A 17684-nucleotide genomic window follows, 5' to 3' on the forward strand; every position below is an offset into this window, starting at 1 on the left:
GGCGCGCAACAGGTCCGTCTTGTCCGGCCGAGTCCGCCGACCGTACCGTCTATCTGGCCCCCCGACCCCCTTCCTTCCGGTGAGGAACACGCATGCGCACCGCCCTGCTCCAGAGCTCCGGCCGCCCCGGTTCCACCGCCGAGAACCTCAAGGTCCTCGACGAGGCCGCCGGCCGCGCCGCCGCCGCGGGGGCCGCGCTGCTCGTCACCTCCGAGCTGTTCCTGACCGGGTACGCCATCGGCGACGGCGTCGGCGTCCTGGCCGAGCCCGCCGACGGCGACTCGGCCGACGCCGTCGCGGAGATCACCGGGCGCCACGGCCTCGCGATCGCCTACGGCTACCCGGAGCGGGAAGGCGAGCGCGTCTTCAACTCCGTGCAGCTGATCTCCGCCGACGGCACCCGCCTGGCCGGCTACCGCAAGACCCACCTCTTCGGCTGCTTCGAGCGCGACCACTTCACACCGGGGGAGCGGCCCGTCGTCCAGGCGCGGCTCGACGGCGTCACCGTCGGCCTGATGATCTGCTACGACGTGGAGTTCCCGGAAAACGTCCGCGCCCATGCCCTGGCCGGCACCGACCTGCTGCTCGTCCCGACCGCGCAGATGCACCCGTTCCAGTTCGTCGCCGAGTCCGTCGTGCCGGTGCGGGCCTTCGAGAACCAGATGTACGTCGCCTACGTCAACCGCGTCGGCCGCGAGGGCGAGTTCGAGTTCGTCGGACTGTCCACCCTCGCCGGGCCCGACGGCATCGCCCGGGCCCGCGGCGGGCGGGCCGAGGAACTGCTCCTCGCCGACGTCGACCCCGCCCTCCTGGCCGCCTCGCGCGAGGCCAACCCGTATCTGAAGGACCGCCGCCCCGGCCTCTACGGCGCCCTCGCCTGAGCCCGGACCACGCGTCCCGCCCCCGTTCCCCCCCCGTTTCACCCGTGCAAGGAGTCCGTACCCCATGACGTCCACCGTGCCCAACGCGATCGAGCACGCCGACGAGCAGCAGCCGCCGATCACCATGTTCGGGCCGGACTTCCCGTACGCGTACGACGACTTCCTCGCCCACCCCGCCGGACTCGGCCAGATACCCGCGACCGAGCACGGCAGTGAGGTCGCGGTCATCGGCGGCGGCCTGTCCGGCATCGTGGCGGCCTACGAGCTGATGAAGATGGGCCTGCGGCCCGTCGTCTACGAGGCCGACCGGATCGGCGGACGCCTGCGCACCGTCGGCTTCGACGGCTGCGACCCCTCGCTGACCGCCGAGATGGGCGCGATGCGCTTCCCGCCGTCCTCCACCGCACTCCAGCACTACATCGACCTGGTGGGCCTGCAGACCCGGGCCTTCCCCAACCCGCTGGCCGAGGCGACCCCCTCGACGGTCGTCGACCTCAAGGGCGAGTCGCACTACGCCGAGACGCTCGACGACCTGCCGCAGGTCTACCGGGACGTCGCCGACGCCTGGGCGAAGTGCCTCGAAGAGGGCGCCGACTTCTCCGACATGAACCGCGCCCTGCGCGAGCGCGACGTCCCCCGGATCCGCGAGATCTGGGCGAAGCTGGTCGAGAAGCTCGACAACCAGACCTTCTACGGCTTCCTGTGCGACTCCGAGGCCTTCAAGTCCTTCCGGCACCGCGAGATCTTCGGCCAGGTCGGCTTCGGCACCGGCGGCTGGGACACCGACTTCCCCAACTCCATCCTGGAGATCCTCCGCGTCGTCTACACCGAGGCCGACGACCACCACCGCGGCATCGTCGGCGGCTCCCAGCAGCTGCCGCTCAGGCTCTGGGAGCGCGAGCCGGAGAAGATCGTCCACTGGCCCTACGGCACCTCGCTGAAGTCCCTCCACGTGAACGGCGAGCCCCGCCCGGCCGTGACCCGCCTCAACCGCACCGCCGGCAACCGGATCACCGTGACCGACGCCGACGGCGACATCCGCACCTACCGGGCGGCGATCTTCACCGCCCAGTCCTGGATGCTGCTCTCGAAGATCGCCTGCGACGACTCGCTCTTCCCGATCGACCACTGGACCGCGATCGAGCGCACCCACTACATGGAGTCCAGCAAGCTCTTCGTGCCCGTGGACCGGCCCTTCTGGCTGGACAAGGACGAGGAGACCGGCCGGGACGTCATGTCGATGACGCTCACCGACCGCATGACCCGCGGCACCTACCTGCTCGACGACGGCCCGGACAAGCCCGCCGTCATCTGCCTCTCCTACACCTGGTGCGACGACAGCCTGAAGTGGCTGCCGCTGTCCGCGAACGAGCGGATGGAGGTCATGCTGAAGTCGCTCGGCGAGATCTACCCGAAGGTCGACATCAGGAAGCACATCATCGGCAACCCGGTGACGGTCTCCTGGGAGAACGAGCCCTACTTCATGGGCGCGTTCAAGGCCAACCTGCCGGGCCACTACCGCTACCAGCGCCGCCTGTTCACCCACTTCATGCAGGACCGGCTGCCCGAGGACAAGCGGGGCATCTTCCTCGCCGGCGACGACATCTCCTGGACGGCCGGCTGGGCCGAGGGCGCCGTCCAGACCGCGCTGAACGCGGTCTGGGGCGTCATGCACCACCTCGGCGGCGAGACCGACCCGACCAACCCCGGGCCGGGCGACCTGTACGAGGAGATCGCACCGGTGGAACTCCCCGAGGACTAACAGGTCCGCGGCCGGGACCTAAATTCCGGCCGCCCTCGCCTTCTCGTAGACCTGGGCGGCGACTTCCTTGAGTTCCTCGGCGTCGCGCGTGGTGCTCTGCACGTCGATGAGGATCTCGTCCAGGCCGATCTCGGCGTGCGCGGCCAGGTCCTCGACGATCTGGTCGACGCCGCCCTGGAAGGGCCGTCGGTCGGGGCCCTCGTAATTCGCCGCGCTGTAGCGCGTGTTGACGCGGAGCACCGTCCGGATCGGTTCCGTACGGCCCCGTTCGGCGGCCAGCTCCCGCAGCCGCCGCCACTGCTCGGCGACGGACTCGGCCCCCACGCCGGTCGGCAGCCAGCCGTCGGCGTGGTCGACCAGACGACGCCGGGCCCGGCCGCTGTCGCCCGCCGCCAGCAGGATGGGGATCGGCCGGGCGGGTTTGGGGCCGACCACGGCGGACGCGATCTTCGTGACCTCGCCGTCGTACACCACCGGGTCGGGACCCCACACCGCCCGGCACACCCCGATCAGCTCGTCGAGGGCGGCGCCGCGCTCGGCGAACGGCCGTACGGACGCCGCCGCGTACTCGTCGTGGGACCAGCCGGTGCCGAAGCCCGCCACCACCCGGCCGCCGCTCGCCGCGTCCAGCGTGGCCAGCGTCTTGGCGAGCTGGAACGGCACGTGCAGCGGGGCGACCAGCACGCTGGTGCCCAGCCGGGCCCGTTCGGTGGCCGCGGCGGCGAGGGCGAGGGTGACCAGCGGCTCCGCCACGCTCCGGTACGTGTCCGGCCAGGGCAGGCCCTCGATGCCGTACAGCCCCTGGGTCGCGGGCTCGGGGAACAGGGCGCGCTCGAACACCCACAGGCTCTCGTAACCCGTCCGTTCCGCCGCGCGCGCCACGTCGGGGACGTCCTTGCCGATGTCGTACTGCCGCATCTGGGGGAGGCCGAGTCCGAGCCGGGTCGTCATACCGGGTGCTCCTTCGCAGTCGGGTGCGATGTTGCCCATGGTGCCCACCAGTTTCAACGTACAGCGATCGCAGGGTTGTTCCGGGAACGCACGCCGGTCGCGCACACCGGTCGCGCACACCGGTCGCGCACACCGGGAGAACCGGCCGGATCAGTCCGGCAGCGGGGTGAGCAGCATGCGGCCCGCGAAGCCCACCGCGGCGTCCAGCCGTTCGGCGAACTCCCCGGCGACGTCCGGCAGCCGGCGCAGCGCCCACAGCGCGCGCGCCGCCGCCCAAGTGGCCTCGCGGGCGCGCTCCAGGCTCCAGGAGCCGAGCAGATGGGTCAGCGGGTCGGCGATCTGGAGGAGGTCGGGGCCCGGCATCAGCTCGTCGCGGACGCGCTCCTCCAGCGAGACGAGCAGATCGCCCACGCGGTCGAACTCGTCCTCCAGCTCGACGGGTTCGCAGCCGAGCGCACGGCAGGTGTCCACCACGGCCAGTGCGAGGTCGTGGCCGATGTGCGCGTTGATGCCCGCCAGCGCGAATTGCAGCGGCCGTACTCCGGGATGGCGGCGGAACTGGAACAGCGGGCGCCAGCAGGCGGGCGGACGGCGGTCCTCCGCCGCCGCGTCCACGGCGGCCAGGTAGCGCTGCGCGAACCGCACGTCCAGCGTGGACGCGGCCGCGGCGTCCGAGAACCGGCCGCCGTCGATGTGCCGGTCGACGGCCTCCGTGACGGCCAGGTAGACGCGGTTGAAGACCGCGATCCCGTCCCGGGCCGGCAGCGCCGTGTCGAGGGCGCGCATCCGGGACAGCACGGTGTCCACCGTCGAGGCGGCCGTCGGGACTTGCTCGCAGTGCGCCATGGCGGCAGCGTCGCAGCTTTGGGCCGACGGCCGTGCCGGCGGGCCCGACGCTTCCCCAGAACGGGGGAACGCGCCCGCCGCGCACGAGGGAGGGGGGAAGCAGGCCGACCGTGCGGTACGGCTACGACCCGGCGCGCTGAGCCCCGCCGTCACCGCCGCCGCCGTCACCGGCATCGGACGTCGCGTCGTACGACGACGTGCCCTCGTCGAGCAGCGGCTGCTGCGTCTTGAGGTGGGCCGGGGCGAAGGCGCGCAGCGCGTGGTAGCCGGTGATGACGACCAGGGTGCCGAGCGCGATGCCGCTCAGCGAGAAGGTGTCGGTGAACTCCATGCTGACGTTGCCGACGCCGATGATGATGCCCGCGGCGGCCGGCACCAGGTTCAGCGGGTTGCGCAGGTCCACCTTGGCGTTGATCCAGATCTGGGCGCCGAGCAGGCCGATCATGCCGTAGAGGATGACGGTGATGCCGCCGAGCACGCCACCGGGGATCGCGGCGACGACCGCGCCGAACTTCGGGCAGAGGCCGAAGAGCAGGGCGAATCCCGCCGCGGCCCAGTAGGCGGCCGTCGAGTAGACCCGGGTCGCGGCCATCACGCCGATGTTCTCGGAGTACGTGGTGTTGGGCGGACCGCCGACGGCGGTGGAGAGCACCGAGCCGATGCCGTCGGCGGAGATGGCCGTGCCGAGCCTGTCGTCCAGATTGTCGCCGGTCATCTCGCCGACCGCCTTGACGTGCCCGGCGTTCTCCGCGATCAGCGCGATGACGACCGGCAGGGCGACCAGGATCGCCGACCACTCGAAGCTCGGCCCGTGGAAGGACGGCAGCCCGATCCAGTCGGCCTGGCCCACGGCGGAGAAGTCGAGGCGCCAGTGGTCGGTGAGCTTGCCGCTGCCGTCCACCGAGTGGATCTTGCCGAAGATCCGGTCGAGGACCCAGGAGAGCAGGTAGCCGAAGACCAGCCCCAGGAAGATCGCGATCCGGGACCAGAAGCCGCGCAGGCACACCACGGCCAGACCGGTGAACAGCATCACCAGCAGCGCCGTCCACTGGTCCTGCGGCCAGTAGGTCGAGGCGGTGACCGGGGCCAGGTTGAAGCCGATCAGCATCACCACCGCGCCGGTGACGATCGGCGGCATCGCGGCGTGGATGATCCGCGCCCCGAACCGCTGCACGGCGAGTCCCACCAGGAACAGCGCGACTCCGACGACGAGGACCGCGCCGGTCACCGTGGCGCTGGTGCCGCCCTGGGCCCGGATCACCGCGGCGACGCCGACGAAGGAGAGCGAGCAGCCGAGGTAGCTGGGCACCCGGCCGCGGGTGGCGAGCAGGAAGATGACGGTCGCCACGCCCGACATCATGATCGCGAGGTTGGGGTCCAGGCCCATCAGGACCGGAGCCACGAACGACGCCCCGAACATGGCCACCACGTGCTGGGCGCCCAGCCCGGCCGTGCGGGGCCAGGAGAGTCGTTCGTCGGGGCGGACCACCGCTCCGGGGGCCGGCACCTTGCCGTCCCCGTGCAGCTTCCAACGCACGCCGAGGTCCATGGTGAGGTTTCGCTTTCTCTGTACCGAGGTCTGTCCGGACCATTGTCAGGGGTGTCCGGCGGTGCGGTTGACCTGCACCCTTCCCCGAAGAGAATCCTGAGCGTCCGCTTAGGATGAGGGGGAAGCGCCGTACCCGAGCACACCCGAGCACGACCAGGAGCCCCGCCCGTGACCGCCGAAGCCCCCACCGCCCCCGCCCTGTCCCACGGCCGGCTCGTCCCCGTCACCGTCCACTTCGACGACCTGGACGCGCTCGGACTGCTGCACAACGCCCGCTACCCGGTGATGGTGGAGCGGGCCTGGACGGAGCTGTGGGCCGGGTACGGCGTCCGGTTCGAGGGTGACTGGGCGGCGGCCGGCGACGCCTGCAACGCGGTCAGGGAACTGACGATCGGCTACGAGGCGCCGGTCACCCGGCCGGGCACGTACGCCGTCCACCTGTGGCTGGACCGGCTCGGCACCACCGGGCTGACCTACGGCTTCCGGTTCTGCTCGGCGGACGGCGCCACCACCTACGCCCGCGGCACCCGGGTGCTGGTCCGGCTGGACTCCCGGACGCTGCGCCCGGCGCCGTGGAGCGAGGCGTTCAGGACTGCCGGTCGGGCACTTCTGCGACCGGCGGACTGATCTTCAGGGGGTTCCGGTCCCCGGACCGCAGCACCCGCGCGAACACCACCAGGCAGCAGGCCAGCAGGGTCACCAGACCGAACGACACCACCAGGCTGGTCGCCTGGGCCAGACCGCCGATGGCGCTCGGCGCGACCAGGCCCGAGGTGTACGTGATGGTGGCCACGCCCGCGATGGCCAGGCTCGGGTTGGAGCCGGCCCGGCCGGCCGCGGCGAAGCACAGCGGGACGACCACGGCGATGCCGAGGCCCATCAGCGCGAAACCGGACATCGCCACCGCCGGATGGCCGCCGACCACCACGAGCAGACCGCCGAGCGCGGCCAGCACACCGCTCACCCGGACGGTGCGCACCGCGCCGAACCGGTCCACCACCTTGTCACCGGCGAGCCGGGCCAGCGCCATCGTCAGCGTGAAGCCCGTCGTGCAGGCCGCCGCCAGACCGGCCGAGGTCTCCAGCTCGTCCCGCAGGTAGACCGCGGACCAGTCCAGGCTCGCGCCCTCCGCGAACACCGCGCAGAACCCGACCGCGCCGATCAGCAGCGCCGACCTGGGCGGCAGCGCGAAGCGCGGCGGCGGATCCTCGTCCTCGGCGGGCTGGAGGTCCAGCACCCAGGTGCAGGCGACCAGGCCCGCCACGGTCAGCACCGCGGCGGCCAGGAGGTGGTGCGTCCGGGCGTCCGTGCCCAGGTGGGCGGCGAGCGTACCGGCCGCCGAACCGATCAGCGCGCCCGTGCTCCACATGCCGTGCAACCCGGACATGATCGACTTGTCGAGACGGTTCTCGATCTCCACGCCCAGGGCGTTCATCGCCACGTCCGACATGCCCGCCGTGGCGCCGTAGACGGACAGGGCGAGGCAGAGGGTGAGCAGGTTCGGGGCGAGGGAGGGCAGGACCAGCGCCAGCGTCCACAGGGCCAGCAGACCGCGCAGGGCGGTGCGGGCGCCGAAGCGGTGGCTGACGCTCCCGGCCAGCGGCATGGCGAGGGACGCGCCGAGCGCGGGGAAGGCGAGCGCCAGCCCCAACTGGCCCGCGCTCACGCCGGCGTGGTCCTGGATCCACGGCACGCGGGTCGCGAACGAGCCGGTGACGGAGCCGTGCACGGCGAAGACGGCCGCCACGGCGTACCGGGCGTGCTTCACCTCGCGTTGCCCGTAGGTCGCTGTGCTCATGGTCCACCCCTCCGTGTCCTGCGTTCCGCGGCGTAAACTATCAGGGAGCCTGCCTGATAGATAGTGGGTTACCGGCGTGGGCCCCCGCGCCGCCGATCTGGAAGGATCCCGGCATGCCCGCATCCCCGAGCACCGCCCGGGCCATCAACGACCGGCTCGCCCTGCACCTGCTCCAGCGGGAAGGACCGTTGACGGCAGGGCAGTTGAAGCAGCTGACCGGCCTGTCCCGGCCCACCGTCGCCGATCTCGTCGAACGCCTCACCGCCTCCGGACTGATCGAGGTGGCGGGGGAGTCCGGCGAGCAGCGCCGCGGCCCCAACGCCAAGCTCTACGGGATCGTCGCCGAGCGCGCGTACCTCGCCGCCCTCGACGTACGCACCCGGGGTGTCGCCGTGCTCGTCTCCGACCTGCTCGGCCGGGTCCTCGCCGAGGGCTCGGTGCCGATCGACGACCACTCCGGCACCGGTCCCGCGGTGGAGCGGGCGGTGAGCCTGGTCGAGCGCGCGGTGAAGGAGGCCGGCGCCGACCGGCCGCACACCGTCGGCATCGGCGCGCCCGGTCTGATCGACCCGGTCGGCGGCGAACTCCGGGACTCCAGCGGGCTGCCCGAGTGGCACCGCCTGCTGATGGCCGCGCTCCAGGAGAAGTTCCCCGAGGCGCGGATCGGCGTCGAGAACGAGACCAACCTCGCCGCCCTGGCCGAACAGCGCGACGGCGCCGCCCGGGACCGCGAGACCTTCGTCCTGCTCTGGCTCGGCCTCGGCATCGGCGCCGCCGTCGTCCTGGACGGCACCCTGCGCCGGGGCGTCTCCGGGGGCGCGGGCGAGATCGGCTTCATGCCGGTACCGGGCACCGCGGGCCTGCCCTCCGCCACCGACTGCGACGGCGGCTTCCACTCCGTGGCCGGGTCGGCGGCGGTGGCCGCGCTCGCGGCGGAGCACGGCGTGACGGCACGGCCCACCGGGCCCGAGCCGCACGCGGCCGCGCTGGTCCGGGAGGCGGTACGCCGCTCGGTGTCCGGGGGCGACCCGGCCGCCGGGCGGTTCCTCGACGCGCTCGCCGACCGGGTCGTCCTCGGCGCCGCCGCCGTCGTCTCCGTCCTCGACCCCGGCTGCCTGGTCCTCGCCGGTGAGGTCGGCCAGGCCGGCGCCGCCGCCCTCGCCGACCGCGTCCAGCACCGCCTCACCCGGATGTCCCCGCTGGCCACGGAGGTACGGCCCAGCACCCTGGGCGGCGGCGCGGTACTGCGCGGCGCGCTGCTGACCGCGCGGGACCGCGCGCAGGACGAACTCTTCGCACCGCCGGAGCGGTAGCCTGCGGCGCTCGGGGCGGGGGGGGCGACCGGCTGCCCGGAGCGACGGCCCTCGGCGCGTCGGGCGGGGCGGTGCGGGGCGCACGCCGCAGGTCAGGCGGAATCCACCCGGGGGCTCGGGGCGCGCGGGCGCTCGTCCCGGTGGAGCGGCATGCGGGGGAGTGGCACCGGGGCGTCCACTGCCGTCGACGGCCGGGGAAGGGGTGCGCTCAGGAAGCCGGCCGTCGCCCCGCGGGGGCGGGCTCGTGGAACGCCGAGCGGTCCGCCGCCAGCCACACCAGTACCGCCGGGAGCAGCACCGCCGTCCCCAGCAGGGCCATGAAGCCCGCCGCACTCGCGGGCGACAGGGGCTCCAGGTGCCGGGCGTGGAACAGGAGGTGGGCGACGGAGGAGACCAGGTAGGCCACCAGGGCGGTCAGTACCAGGCGGCGCTCCATCGTCGCCACCGCCGCGCACAGCACCACGGCGAGCGCGAGGCCCGCCCCGCCGAAGTCCCGGAGCAGGTGTTCGTTGTAGGGCGGCAGGTGCGACACCCACGGCCACTTCCAGAACAGCTCCGGCAGCAGCAGGACCCACAGCCCCAGCGCCACCTGGCCGCCCGCGAGCACTCCCAGCCCCGTCCGCAGCCCCGTCCGTCTGCTCATCCGCGCCGCCCGCCCTCCCCGCCGCCGAACCGCACCGCCACCGCGCGGTAAGCCTTCCCCGCGAGCGGCACCTGCACCACGGCCGCGCTGCCTCGCGCCCTGCCGGAACCCGGCAGGGCGCGAGGGGGACCCGACGGCGGGCAAGGGCCTTCGTCACCGCCGCCGGGCCCGTTCGGGTGGGGTCAGCAGGAGCCGAGGTCCTGCCAGACACCCCATTCGCCGGTGGTTCCGGGCTCCTCGCCCTTCGTCCACCACTTGGACTTCCACGTGTGCCCCCGGTGGGACACGGTGATGCCACCGCCGTACGAGGCGGCCGCGTCCCAGGCCGGGGCGGCGCACTGCCCGGTGCCGCCCGTCGGGCTCGGGCTCGGCCCCGGGGACTGCGTGCCCGTCGGCGTCGGCGTGGGCGTCGGCGTCTGTGTCCCCGGGTCCACCTCGGTCGTGCCCCGGGCGAGGTCGCCGGCCAGGGCGTACGCCTTGCCGCCGATCGTCACCGTCCAGTTCGACGGGGTCGACACGGGCAGGTAGTAGTTGAACGACAGGTCGACGGTCGCGCCGGGCGCCAGCGACTGCCACGCCGGGAGCTTCAGCGCCACCCGGTGGAAGTCACCCTTCAGGCCGCCCACGTTGCCGCCCGTGTGGTCGCTGCTGACGACCTTGGTGCCGAAACCGGACTGGTCGGAGGCGTTCCCCGGGGCCGAGGTCCCGTAGTCGAACCGGAACTCCGTGCCGCCCGGCAGCGCGGTCTTGGTGTGGTTCGTGATCCGCAGCTTGGGCGTGATCGGGTAGTTGGAGTCGCCCAGCTTGAAGTCCGTGAACTCCACGTCCACGTTGACGGCCTCCGCCGGCAGGTCCGCGTTCGACTTCTCCGCCCCGTACGGCGCGGCCGACTTGAACCTGTCGTACATCAGCGAGGTGAGGGTGTCGCCCGGCCCGTACTGGCCCTTGGCGGCGTTCCAGCCGTAGTCGCCGGCCAGCTCCCAGATCATCGTGCCGCCGATGCCGCGGTCCACCACGTAGTCGGCCTTGGCCCCGACCGACTGCTCGTCCTCGGTGGACAGGAAGACCTTCTTCTCGGCGTTCCACAGCCAGGGGGCGACCAGCGTCGCGTCGTACTTGCGGGCGTAGGTGCCGGTCAGCTTCGTGTCCGCCGGGAAGCCGTAGTCGGTGACGTAGTCGCCGACGATGCCCTTCTCCAGGTTCTTGGCGTGCCACATCGGGTTGGAGCCCGCCGGGGACTCCTTGCCGCCCGTGTCGAGGTCGTGCCAGAGGTTGTCGATGCCGACGGCGCCGTCACCGCACTTGGTCAGGCCCGAGCCCGCCGGACAGGAGGAGGCGGACGCCTTGCCCCACAGGCCGTCGGTGCCGCCCTGGACGTTCTTGTGGCCGCGGGTGTAGTACGGCAGGCCGATGTTGATGCGGCCGGCCGGCATAGAGCCGCGGAAGTAGTGGTAGGCCCAGTCGGTGTTGAGGTAGCCGATGCCGCCGTACTGCGCGCTGCCGTAGACGCCCGCGGCCGCCAGCTCGGCGTCCTTGCCGTCGTCGAAGAGCGAGGCGTTCGGGCCGACGTACTCGTTCCAGGCGCCGTGCAGGTCGTACGACATGATGTTGACGTAGTCCAGGTACTTCTGGACCTGGAAGGTCTCCATGCCGCGCAGCAGGTAACCCGAGGACGGCGCGGCGACGGAGAGGAGGTAGTGCCTGCCGTCCGCGGCGCCCGCGCGGTCGAGCTTCTCGCGCAGCGTCTTCATCAGCGCCGCGTAGCCCTTGACCAGCCCGGCCCGGCGGCCGTTCGCGAGGGACCAGTCGAGCGGGTTGCCCGCGTCCTTCATCGTCGTCGGGTACTCGTAGTCGATGTCGACGCCGTTGAAGCCGTACGTCCGGACGAAGTCGACCGCCGAGTCGGCGAAGGTGTCGATGCCGGCCTGGTTGACCGAGCCGTCCGCCTTGGTGGCCATCGAGTAGAAGCCGCCCGAGTCCACGCGCGAGCCGTCGTCCGCGAAATAGCCGCCCGTCTCGGCCCAGCCGCCCACCGAGATCATCGTCTTGACGTCCGGGTGCTGCTTCTTGAACTTGTTGAGCAGGTTGAAGTGGCCCTTGTAGGGGAGGCCCGGGTCCATCTCGGCGCCCGCGACCCCGGGCCAGGTCATGCCGGTCGCCGCGTTCTTCTCGCCGTCCGAGCCGACGGAGAGCCGGTTGCCGCCGTCGACGTGCGCGAAGGCGTAGTTGATGTGGGTGACCTTGTCCCACGGGATGTCCGAGGCGAGGTACGCCGGCTTGCCGTCCTTGCCCGTGCGCCAGCCGGTGAAGTACCCGATCACCCGGCGCGGGTGGTCGGCGCCCATCTTCTCCCGGCCCGCGGAGTCGTAGACCGAGCAGTAGGGGACGTCGGCGCCGGGCGTCGTGTAGAGGCCGTCGGGGCGGCAGGAGTCCTGGGCGGCGGCCTGCGAGGCGGTCGCGGGAAGGCCGGCGAGCAGGAGTCCGGCGACGGCGGCGACGGCCGCGAACAGGGCAGGCCCCGCTCTGCGGCGGGATCTGGAGCGTGACGGGGAAGGCACAGTCGGTTCCTCTCCACGGAAGTTGCGCAGACCCTAGAGAGGACTAGACCAGTAGGTCAATAGGTATGGACCAATCTCAAGGCGGCTGGACGGCGGCCCAGTTGGCGCGGGTCCGACAGGGATCGCGGCCCGGACGGAGTGTTCTGTGAGCCACCCCACACACTCCGTCCGCATGGACGGGGATCAGTCGTGGCACACTGGCCCTGTACCAGAAGCAGCGCACTCCGGGGTCGGTGAAAGTCCGAACCGGCGGTTACAGTCCGCGACCCGGTCGCCTCCAGCGACCGGTTGACCAGGTGAAATTCCTGGACCGACGGTTAAAGTCCGGATGGGAGGCAGTGCGCGGCGGGCGAGCACAGGTGCGCGCCGCCGATTTCTGGGCGTGCCCGTCGGGGGCGCGTCCCGTCCGGCGTCGCTCCCGGTGTCCTCGTTCGTGACTCTGTCGTTCCGACAGCCCCGGAGTCCGTGCCCGAAGAGGCAGGAGGACCCGGGAAGTGTTCACCGGAATCGTCGAAGAGCTGGGCGAGATCACCGCCGTCGAGACCCTCGACGACGCCTGTCGCTTCCGCCTGCGCGGGCCCGCGGTCACCGAAGGAGCCCGCCACGGCGACTCCATCGCCGTCAACGGCGTCTGCCTCACGGTCGTCGACCACGAGGGTGACGAGTTCACCGCCGACGTGATGGCCGAGACCCTGAACCGTTCCAGCCTCGGCGCCCTCGCCGTCGGCTCCCGGGTCAACCTGGAGCGCCCCACCGCCGTCGGCGCCCGGCTCGGCGGCCACATCGTGCAGGGCCACGTCGACGGCACCGGCGAGATCCTGGAGCGCAAGCCCTCCGAGCACTGGGAGATCGTCAAGATCTCGCTGCCCGCCGACCTCGCCCGCTACGTCGTGGAGAAGGGCTCCATCACCGTCGACGGCATCAGCCTCACCGTCGTCGACGCCGGACCCGACTTCTTCACCGTCAGCCTCATCCCCACCACCCTCGCCCTGACCACGCTCGGCATCAAGCAGCCCGGCGACCCGGTCAACCTCGAGGTCGACGTCATCGCCAAGTACGTCGAGCGGCTGCTCGGCACGCAGGGGGGCACCCGGTGAACTGGCTCAACTCCGAGGCGTTCACGCTCTTCGACCAGCACATCAAGTGGTCGGACATGATCGGCAACGTGATCGGTCTGCTCGGCCTCGCCCTCGGCTGGCGGCGCTCGATCTGGACCTGGCCCGTGCAGTTCCTCTCCGGGCTCGTCCTCTTCGCCGCCTTCGCCACCGCCCACCTCTCCGGCAGCGCGGGCAAGCAGATCGTCGTCATGGTCGTCGCCGCCTGGGGCTTCTGGCAGTGGAACCGCGGCCGGCAGCAGTCCCAGGACGGCTCCGTCGCCGTACGGTTCGCCACCTGGCGCGAGCGCGGTGCGCTGGCCGCTGCGGCCGCCGTCGGCACCCTCGCGGTGGGCGCCCTGTTCACCGCCTACCCCACTCTGTCCTGGGACCCCTGGCCGGACGCGTACATCTTCGTCGGCACCGTCGTCGCCATGTACGCCCAGGCCCGCGGCATGGTCGAGTTCTGGTTCGCCTGGCTGCTGGTCGACCTCGTCGGCGTCCCGCTGAACTTCGCCAACGGCTTCGCCTTCTCCGGCTTCGTCTACGTCCTCTACGGCGCGCTCGTCCTGTGGGGCCTGCGCGACTGGTGGCTGCGCTCGCGCAACGCGGCCCGCCCCCTCCCGGAAGGAGCGCCCGCATGAGCACGGCACCCATCCTCTACAGCCCCGACGGCATCGACGACCTCTCCCTGGACCCGGTCGAGCGGGCCGTCGCGGACATCGCCGCCGGCCGCCCGGTCGTGGTCGTCGACGACGAGAACCGCGAGAACGAGGGCGACCTCGTCATCGCCGCCGAGAAGGCGACCGAGGAGATCGTTGCCTTCATGATGACCGAGTGCCGCGGCCTGATCTGCGCGCCCATGGAGGGCGAGGAACTGGACCGGCTCCGGCTCCCGCAGATGGTCGACGACAACACCGAGTCGATGAAGACCGCCTTCACCGTCTCCGTGGACGCCGGCGCCGCCCACGGCGTCAGCACCGGCATCTCCGCCGCGGACCGCGCCACCACCCTCCGGCTCCTGGCGAGCGGCACCGCCGAACCCGGCGACCTGGTCCGCCCCGGGCACGTCTTCCCGCTGCGCGCCCGCCCCGGCGGCGTGCTCGTCCGCAACGGGCACACCGAGGCCGCCGTCGACCTCGCCCGCCTCGCCGGACTGCGCCCGGCCGGCGCCATCGTGGAGATCGCCGGTGAGGACGGGCGCATGCTGCGGCTGCCCGAGCTGATCCCGTTCGCCCGCAAGCACGGCCTGACGATCATCTCCATCGAGGACCTCATCGCCTACCGGCGCAGCGCGGAACCCACCGTCCGCCGCGAGGCCGAGGTCCGACTGCCCACCCGGCACGGCGAGTTCACGGCGTACGGCTACCGCTCCACGGTCGACGGCGTCGAGCACATCGCCCTCGTGCACGGCGACCTCGGCGACGGCGAGGACGTCCTGGTCCGCATGCACTCCGAGTGCCTCACCGGCGACGTGTTCGGCTCCCTGCGCTGCGACTGCGGACCCCAGCTCGACGCCTCCCTGGACCGCATCCAGGCCGAGGGCCGGGGAGTCGTCGTCTACCTGCGCGGCCACGAAGGGCGCGGCATCGGCCTGATGTCCAAGCTGCGCGCCTACGAACTCCAGGAGCGCGGCCGGGACACCCTCGACGCCAACCTGGAACTCGGCCTGCCCGCCGACGCCCGCGACTACGGCGCCGGCGCCCAGATCCTCCGGGACCTCGGGGTGCGCGCCGTCCGCCTGATGACCAACAACCCGGACAAGAGCCAGGCCCTGGAACGGCACGGCATCACGGTCGACGGCCGCGAGCCCATGCCCGTCCAGGCCGGCGAGCACAACCTCCGCTACCTGCGCACCAAGCGGGACCGGATGGGACACGACCTGCCCTGGCTGGACACGACCCCCGTGTCCACCTGCGGCAACCAGTAAGCAAGCACGACGAGGAGACACGTGAGCGGCAAGGGCGCACCGGAACTGACCGTACGCAACGTCGGGGACCTCAGGGTCGCCGTGATCGCGTCGCAGTGGCACGACAAGGTGATGGACGGACTGGTGGACGGCGCCCTGCGCGCCCTGCACGAACTGGGCATCGACGAGCCGACCCTGCTCAGGGTCCCCGGCAGCTTCGAGCTGCCGGTGGTCGCCAAGGTCCTCGCGGGCCGCGGCTACGACGCGATCGTCGCCCTCGGCGTCGTCATCCGCGGCGGCACCCCCCACTTCGACTACGTGTGCCAGGGCGTCACCCAGGGCCTGGTCCAGGTGTCCGTCGAGACCGGCGTCCCCGTCGGCTTCGGCGTCCTCACCTGCGACACCGAGGAGCAGGCCCTGGACCGGGCCGGCATCGAGGGCTCCAGCGAGGACAAGGGACACGAGGCGGTGACCGCGGCCGTCGCCACGGCGGCCACGCTCCGCTCGGTATCCGAACCATGGCGTTAGGCCGGCCGGCACTACGCGTAAAGTGGGCGCCACCATGTCCAAGAAGACTTTCGAGGAGCTCTTCACCGAGCTCCAGCACAAGGCCGCCAACGGCGACCCCGCCACCTCCCGCACCGCCGAACTGGTGGACAAGGGGGTCCATGCCATCGGCAAGAAGGTCGTCGAGGAGGCCGCCGAGGTCTGGATGGCCGCCGAGTATGAGGGCAAGGACGCCGCGGCCGAGGAGATCTCCCAGCTGCTGTACCACGTCCAGGTGATGATGGTCGCCCGCGGCATCTCGCTGGACGACGTCTACGCCCACCTGTAAGCCACCGCACCCCCTTTCCCCACCCCTTCACGCAAAGGAAGCCGACCTCATGCTGCGCATCGCCGTCCCCAACAAGGGTTCCCTGTCAGGCCCCGCGGGGGAGATGCTGCATGAGGCCGGCTACCAGCAGCGCCGCGAGGCCAAGGAACTGCGGATCGTCGACCCGACCAACGAGGTCGAGTTCTTCTACCTCCGCCCCCGCGACATCGCGATCTACGTCTCCTCCGGCAAGCTCGACATCGGCATCACCGGCCGCGACCTGCTGATCGACTCCGGCGCCGACGCCGAGGAGATCCTCCCGCTCGGCTTCGCCCGCTCCACCTTCCGCTTCGCCGGCAAGCCGGGCACCGCGAACGGCGTCACGGACCTCAAGGGCCGCACCGTCGCCACCTCCTACGAGGGCATCGTCGCCGCCCACCTCGCCGAGCAGGGCGTCGACGCCTCCGTCGTCCACCTCGACGGCGCCGTCGAGACCGCCATCGAACTCGGCGTCGCCGAGGTCATCGCGGACGTCGTCGAGACCGGCACCTCCCTGCGCAACGCGGGCCTGGAGGTCTTCGGCGAGCCCATCATGAAGTCCGAGGCCATCGTCATCCGCCGCTCGGACGCGGAGCCCGACGACACCACCGAGCCCAAGGTCCAGCAGTTCCTGCGCCGCCTCCAGGGCGTCCTGGTGGCCCGGACGTACGTGATGATGGACTACGACTGCCGGGTGGAGCAGCTGGAGAAGGCCGTCGCCCTCACTCCCGGCCTGGAGTCGCCGACCGTGTCCCCGCTGCACAACGAGGGCTGGGTCGCCGTCCGCGCGATGGTCCCGGCCAAGGAGGCCCAGCGGATCATGGACGACCTGTACGAGATCGGCGCCCGGGCCATCCTGACCACGGCCATCCACGCCTGCCGGCTCTGACCCTTTCGCCCTCCCGGAGCACGACCCGGAGCCACACCATGCCCGACACCACGCCGGACGACCTGCCGGCCCTGCCCGTCACCTTCCGTCCGGGCCGCACCCGTGCCGTCCTGATCGTCCTCGCGGTCCTCGCCTTCGCGACGATCACGGCGGTCGGGATGGTGCTGGACGGCCTCGGCCCCGGCGAGCGCCTCAGCTTCGTGTTCACCGCCCTCGTCCTGGCCGCCGTGCTGCTCCTGCTGGCCCGGCCCCGGGTGGTCGCCGACGAGACGGGCGTGACCGTGGTCAACCTGACCGCCAGACGTCACCTCGACTGGGCCGAAATCCTCCGGGTCAACCTCCGCCAGGGCGACCCCTGGGTCTTCCTCGACCTCAGCGACGGCACCAGCCTGCCCGCGCTCGGCATCCAGCCGGGCATCGCCAGGCAGCGCGCCCTCGCCGACGCACGCGCCCTGCGCGACCTCGTGGAGGCCCGTTCCGGTGCCCTCCCCGAGGCCCCACGTGACTGACGCGGTGTCGCCGGCCCTGCCGCGGGCACCCTTTTCGTGATTAATCTGGGAACACGGACGCGGCCGTCGCGTCCTCGCCCCCGTCGCTCCGCCCGGTGCGCGGGGTTCCTGCTACCCGAGGAGTGACTC

The 17684-nt window shown here is 72.0% G+C and carries 17 protein-coding genes and 1 riboswitch; of the genes, 11 read left to right on the forward strand and 6 right to left on the reverse strand.

What is annotated here, in order from left to right; translation table 11 throughout:
* Window positions 1-92: 92 nt before the first annotated feature.
* A complete protein-coding gene (locus ACIRGB_RS26190) occupies window positions 93-881 on the forward strand; it encodes a carbon-nitrogen hydrolase family protein (protein WP_403869699.1) in 789 nt (262 codons plus the stop codon).
* A 64-nt stretch (window positions 882-945) separates the two neighbouring features.
* A complete protein-coding gene (locus ACIRGB_RS26195) occupies window positions 946-2643 on the forward strand; it encodes a flavin monoamine oxidase family protein (RefSeq protein WP_403869702.1) in 1698 nt (565 codons plus the stop codon).
* Between the two features lie 18 nt (window positions 2644-2661).
* Here ACIRGB_RS26195 and ACIRGB_RS26200 read toward each other — a convergent pair whose 3' ends face one another.
* The 3 genes from ACIRGB_RS26200 to ACIRGB_RS26210 form a co-directional block, all read right to left on the reverse strand.
* Window positions 2662-3594, reverse strand: coding sequence for an LLM class F420-dependent oxidoreductase (locus ACIRGB_RS26200; RefSeq protein ID WP_403869705.1), 933 nt, complete (start codon window positions 3592-3594; stop codon window positions 2662-2664).
* A 150-nt stretch (window positions 3595-3744) separates the two neighbouring features.
* Complete coding sequence (locus tag ACIRGB_RS26205; RefSeq protein ID WP_403869708.1) at window positions 3745-4440, reverse strand: DUF5995 family protein; 696 nt, start codon at window positions 4438-4440, stop codon at window positions 3745-3747.
* Between the two features lie 121 nt (window positions 4441-4561).
* A complete protein-coding gene (locus tag ACIRGB_RS26210; RefSeq protein WP_403869711.1) occupies window positions 4562-5989 on the reverse strand; it encodes a uracil-xanthine permease family protein in 1428 nt (475 codons plus the stop codon).
* Window positions 5990-6157: 168 nt separating this feature from the next.
* Between ACIRGB_RS26210 and ACIRGB_RS26215 the strand changes: the two genes are divergently transcribed.
* Window positions 6158-6616: a thioesterase family protein gene (locus ACIRGB_RS26215; RefSeq protein WP_356365051.1), complete on the forward strand. Its 459-nt coding sequence runs from the start codon at window positions 6158-6160 to the stop codon at window positions 6614-6616.
* On the opposite strand, the gene ACIRGB_RS26220 is transcribed toward ACIRGB_RS26215, so the two are convergent.
* Window positions 6576-7787, reverse strand: coding sequence for an MFS transporter (locus ACIRGB_RS26220; protein WP_403869714.1), 1212 nt, complete (start codon window positions 7785-7787; stop codon window positions 6576-6578). The genes ACIRGB_RS26215 and ACIRGB_RS26220 overlap by 41 nt on opposite strands.
* Window positions 7788-7900: 113 nt before the next feature.
* Here ACIRGB_RS26220 and ACIRGB_RS26225 point away from each other — a divergent pair, with 113 nt between their 5' ends.
* Window positions 7901-9100 carry an ROK family transcriptional regulator gene (locus ACIRGB_RS26225; RefSeq protein WP_403869716.1) on the forward strand — a complete coding sequence of 400 codons (1200 nt, stop codon included), beginning with the start codon at window positions 7901-7903 and terminating at the stop codon, window positions 9098-9100.
* Window positions 9101-9308: 208 nt separating this feature from the next.
* Here the strand turns inward: ACIRGB_RS26225 and ACIRGB_RS26230 are convergent, their stop codons facing one another.
* Window positions 9309-9743 (reverse strand): hypothetical protein, encoded by a 435-nt coding sequence (locus ACIRGB_RS26230; protein ID WP_403869719.1) that lies wholly within the window; start codon window positions 9741-9743, stop codon window positions 9309-9311.
* Window positions 9744-9925: 182 nt separating this feature from the next.
* Window positions 9926-12301: a chitinase C-terminal domain-containing protein gene (locus tag ACIRGB_RS26235; protein ID WP_403869722.1), complete on the reverse strand. Its 2376-nt coding sequence runs from the start codon at window positions 12299-12301 to the stop codon at window positions 9926-9928.
* A gap of 215 nt (window positions 12302-12516) precedes the next feature.
* Window positions 12517-12647, forward strand: a riboswitch (FMN riboswitch).
* A 148-nt stretch (window positions 12648-12795) separates the two neighbouring features.
* Here ACIRGB_RS26235 and ACIRGB_RS26240 point away from each other — a divergent pair.
* The 7 genes from ACIRGB_RS26240 to ACIRGB_RS26270 are packed head-to-tail and all read left to right on the forward strand — an operon-like array spanning window position 12796 to window position 17555.
* Window positions 12796-13398: a riboflavin synthase gene (locus ACIRGB_RS26240; protein ID WP_403869725.1), complete on the forward strand. Its 603-nt coding sequence runs from the start codon at window positions 12796-12798 to the stop codon at window positions 13396-13398.
* Window positions 13395-14039, forward strand: a complete 645-nt coding sequence (locus tag ACIRGB_RS26245; protein ID WP_403869728.1) for a nicotinamide riboside transporter PnuC — start codon at window positions 13395-13397, stop codon at window positions 14037-14039. Before ACIRGB_RS26240 ends, ACIRGB_RS26245 begins: the two co-directional genes overlap by 4 nt.
* Complete coding sequence (locus ACIRGB_RS26250; RefSeq protein WP_403869731.1) at window positions 14036-15325, forward strand: bifunctional 3,4-dihydroxy-2-butanone-4-phosphate synthase/GTP cyclohydrolase II; 1290 nt, start codon at window positions 14036-14038, stop codon at window positions 15323-15325. The genes ACIRGB_RS26245 and ACIRGB_RS26250 overlap by 4 nt, the downstream gene beginning before the upstream one ends.
* A 21-nt stretch (window positions 15326-15346) precedes the next feature.
* The gene (ribH, locus tag ACIRGB_RS26255) at window positions 15347-15832 is read left to right on the forward strand and encodes a 6,7-dimethyl-8-ribityllumazine synthase (protein ID WP_403869734.1); all 486 of its coding nucleotides are present in this window, start codon (window positions 15347-15349) and stop codon (window positions 15830-15832) included.
* A gap of 34 nt (window positions 15833-15866) precedes the next feature.
* On the forward strand, window positions 15867-16139 hold the full coding sequence (locus tag ACIRGB_RS26260) for a phosphoribosyl-ATP diphosphatase (RefSeq protein WP_011027788.1): 273 nt from the start codon (window positions 15867-15869) through the stop codon (window positions 16137-16139).
* 49 nt (window positions 16140-16188) lie between these two features.
* A complete protein-coding gene (gene hisG / locus ACIRGB_RS26265; RefSeq protein WP_403869738.1) occupies window positions 16189-17046 on the forward strand; it encodes an ATP phosphoribosyltransferase in 858 nt (285 codons plus the stop codon).
* 38 nt (window positions 17047-17084) lie between these two features.
* Window positions 17085-17555: a PH domain-containing protein gene (locus tag ACIRGB_RS26270; RefSeq protein ID WP_403869741.1), complete on the forward strand. Its 471-nt coding sequence runs from the start codon at window positions 17085-17087 to the stop codon at window positions 17553-17555.
* Window positions 17556-17684 lie beyond the last annotated feature (129 nt).

Origin of the sequence: Streptomyces sp. NPDC102490 (assembly GCF_044765285.1) — a bacterium.
In the GTDB taxonomy this organism is placed as follows: domain Bacteria; phylum Actinomycetota; class Actinomycetes; order Streptomycetales; family Streptomycetaceae; genus Streptomyces.

Bases quoted from the DNA above. Each gene is read 5' to 3' on its own strand.
- ACIRGB_RS26210 (WP_403869711.1), bottom strand. From the start codon at position 5,989: ATGGACCTCGGCGTGCGTTGGAAGCTGCACGGGGACGGCAAGGTGCCG.
- ACIRGB_RS26220 (WP_403869714.1), bottom strand. From the start codon at position 7,787: ATGAGCACAGCGACCTACGGGCAACGCGAGGTGAAGCACGCCCGGTAC.
- ACIRGB_RS26250 (WP_403869731.1), top strand. From the start codon at position 14,036: ATGAGCACGGCACCCATCCTCTACAGCCCCGACGGCATCGACGACCTC.
- ACIRGB_RS26190 (WP_403869699.1), top strand. From the start codon at position 93: ATGCGCACCGCCCTGCTCCAGAGCTCCGGCCGCCCCGGTTCCACCGCC.
- ACIRGB_RS26230 (WP_403869719.1), bottom strand. From the start codon at position 9,743: ATGAGCAGACGGACGGGGCTGCGGACGGGGCTGGGAGTGCTCGCGGGC.
- ACIRGB_RS26205 (WP_403869708.1), bottom strand. From the start codon at position 4,440: ATGGCGCACTGCGAGCAAGTCCCGACGGCCGCCTCGACGGTGGACACC.
- ACIRGB_RS26260 (WP_011027788.1), top strand. From the start codon at position 15,867: ATGTCCAAGAAGACTTTCGAGGAGCTCTTCACCGAGCTCCAGCACAAG.
- ACIRGB_RS26270 (WP_403869741.1), top strand. From the start codon at position 17,085: ATGCCCGACACCACGCCGGACGACCTGCCGGCCCTGCCCGTCACCTTC.
- hisG (WP_403869738.1), top strand. From the start codon at position 16,189: ATGCTGCGCATCGCCGTCCCCAACAAGGGTTCCCTGTCAGGCCCCGCG.
- ACIRGB_RS26200 (WP_403869705.1), bottom strand. From the start codon at position 3,594: ATGACGACCCGGCTCGGACTCGGCCTCCCCCAGATGCGGCAGTACGAC.
- ACIRGB_RS26195 (WP_403869702.1), top strand. From the start codon at position 946: ATGACGTCCACCGTGCCCAACGCGATCGAGCACGCCGACGAGCAGCAG.
- ACIRGB_RS26225 (WP_403869716.1), top strand. From the start codon at position 7,901: ATGCCCGCATCCCCGAGCACCGCCCGGGCCATCAACGACCGGCTCGCC.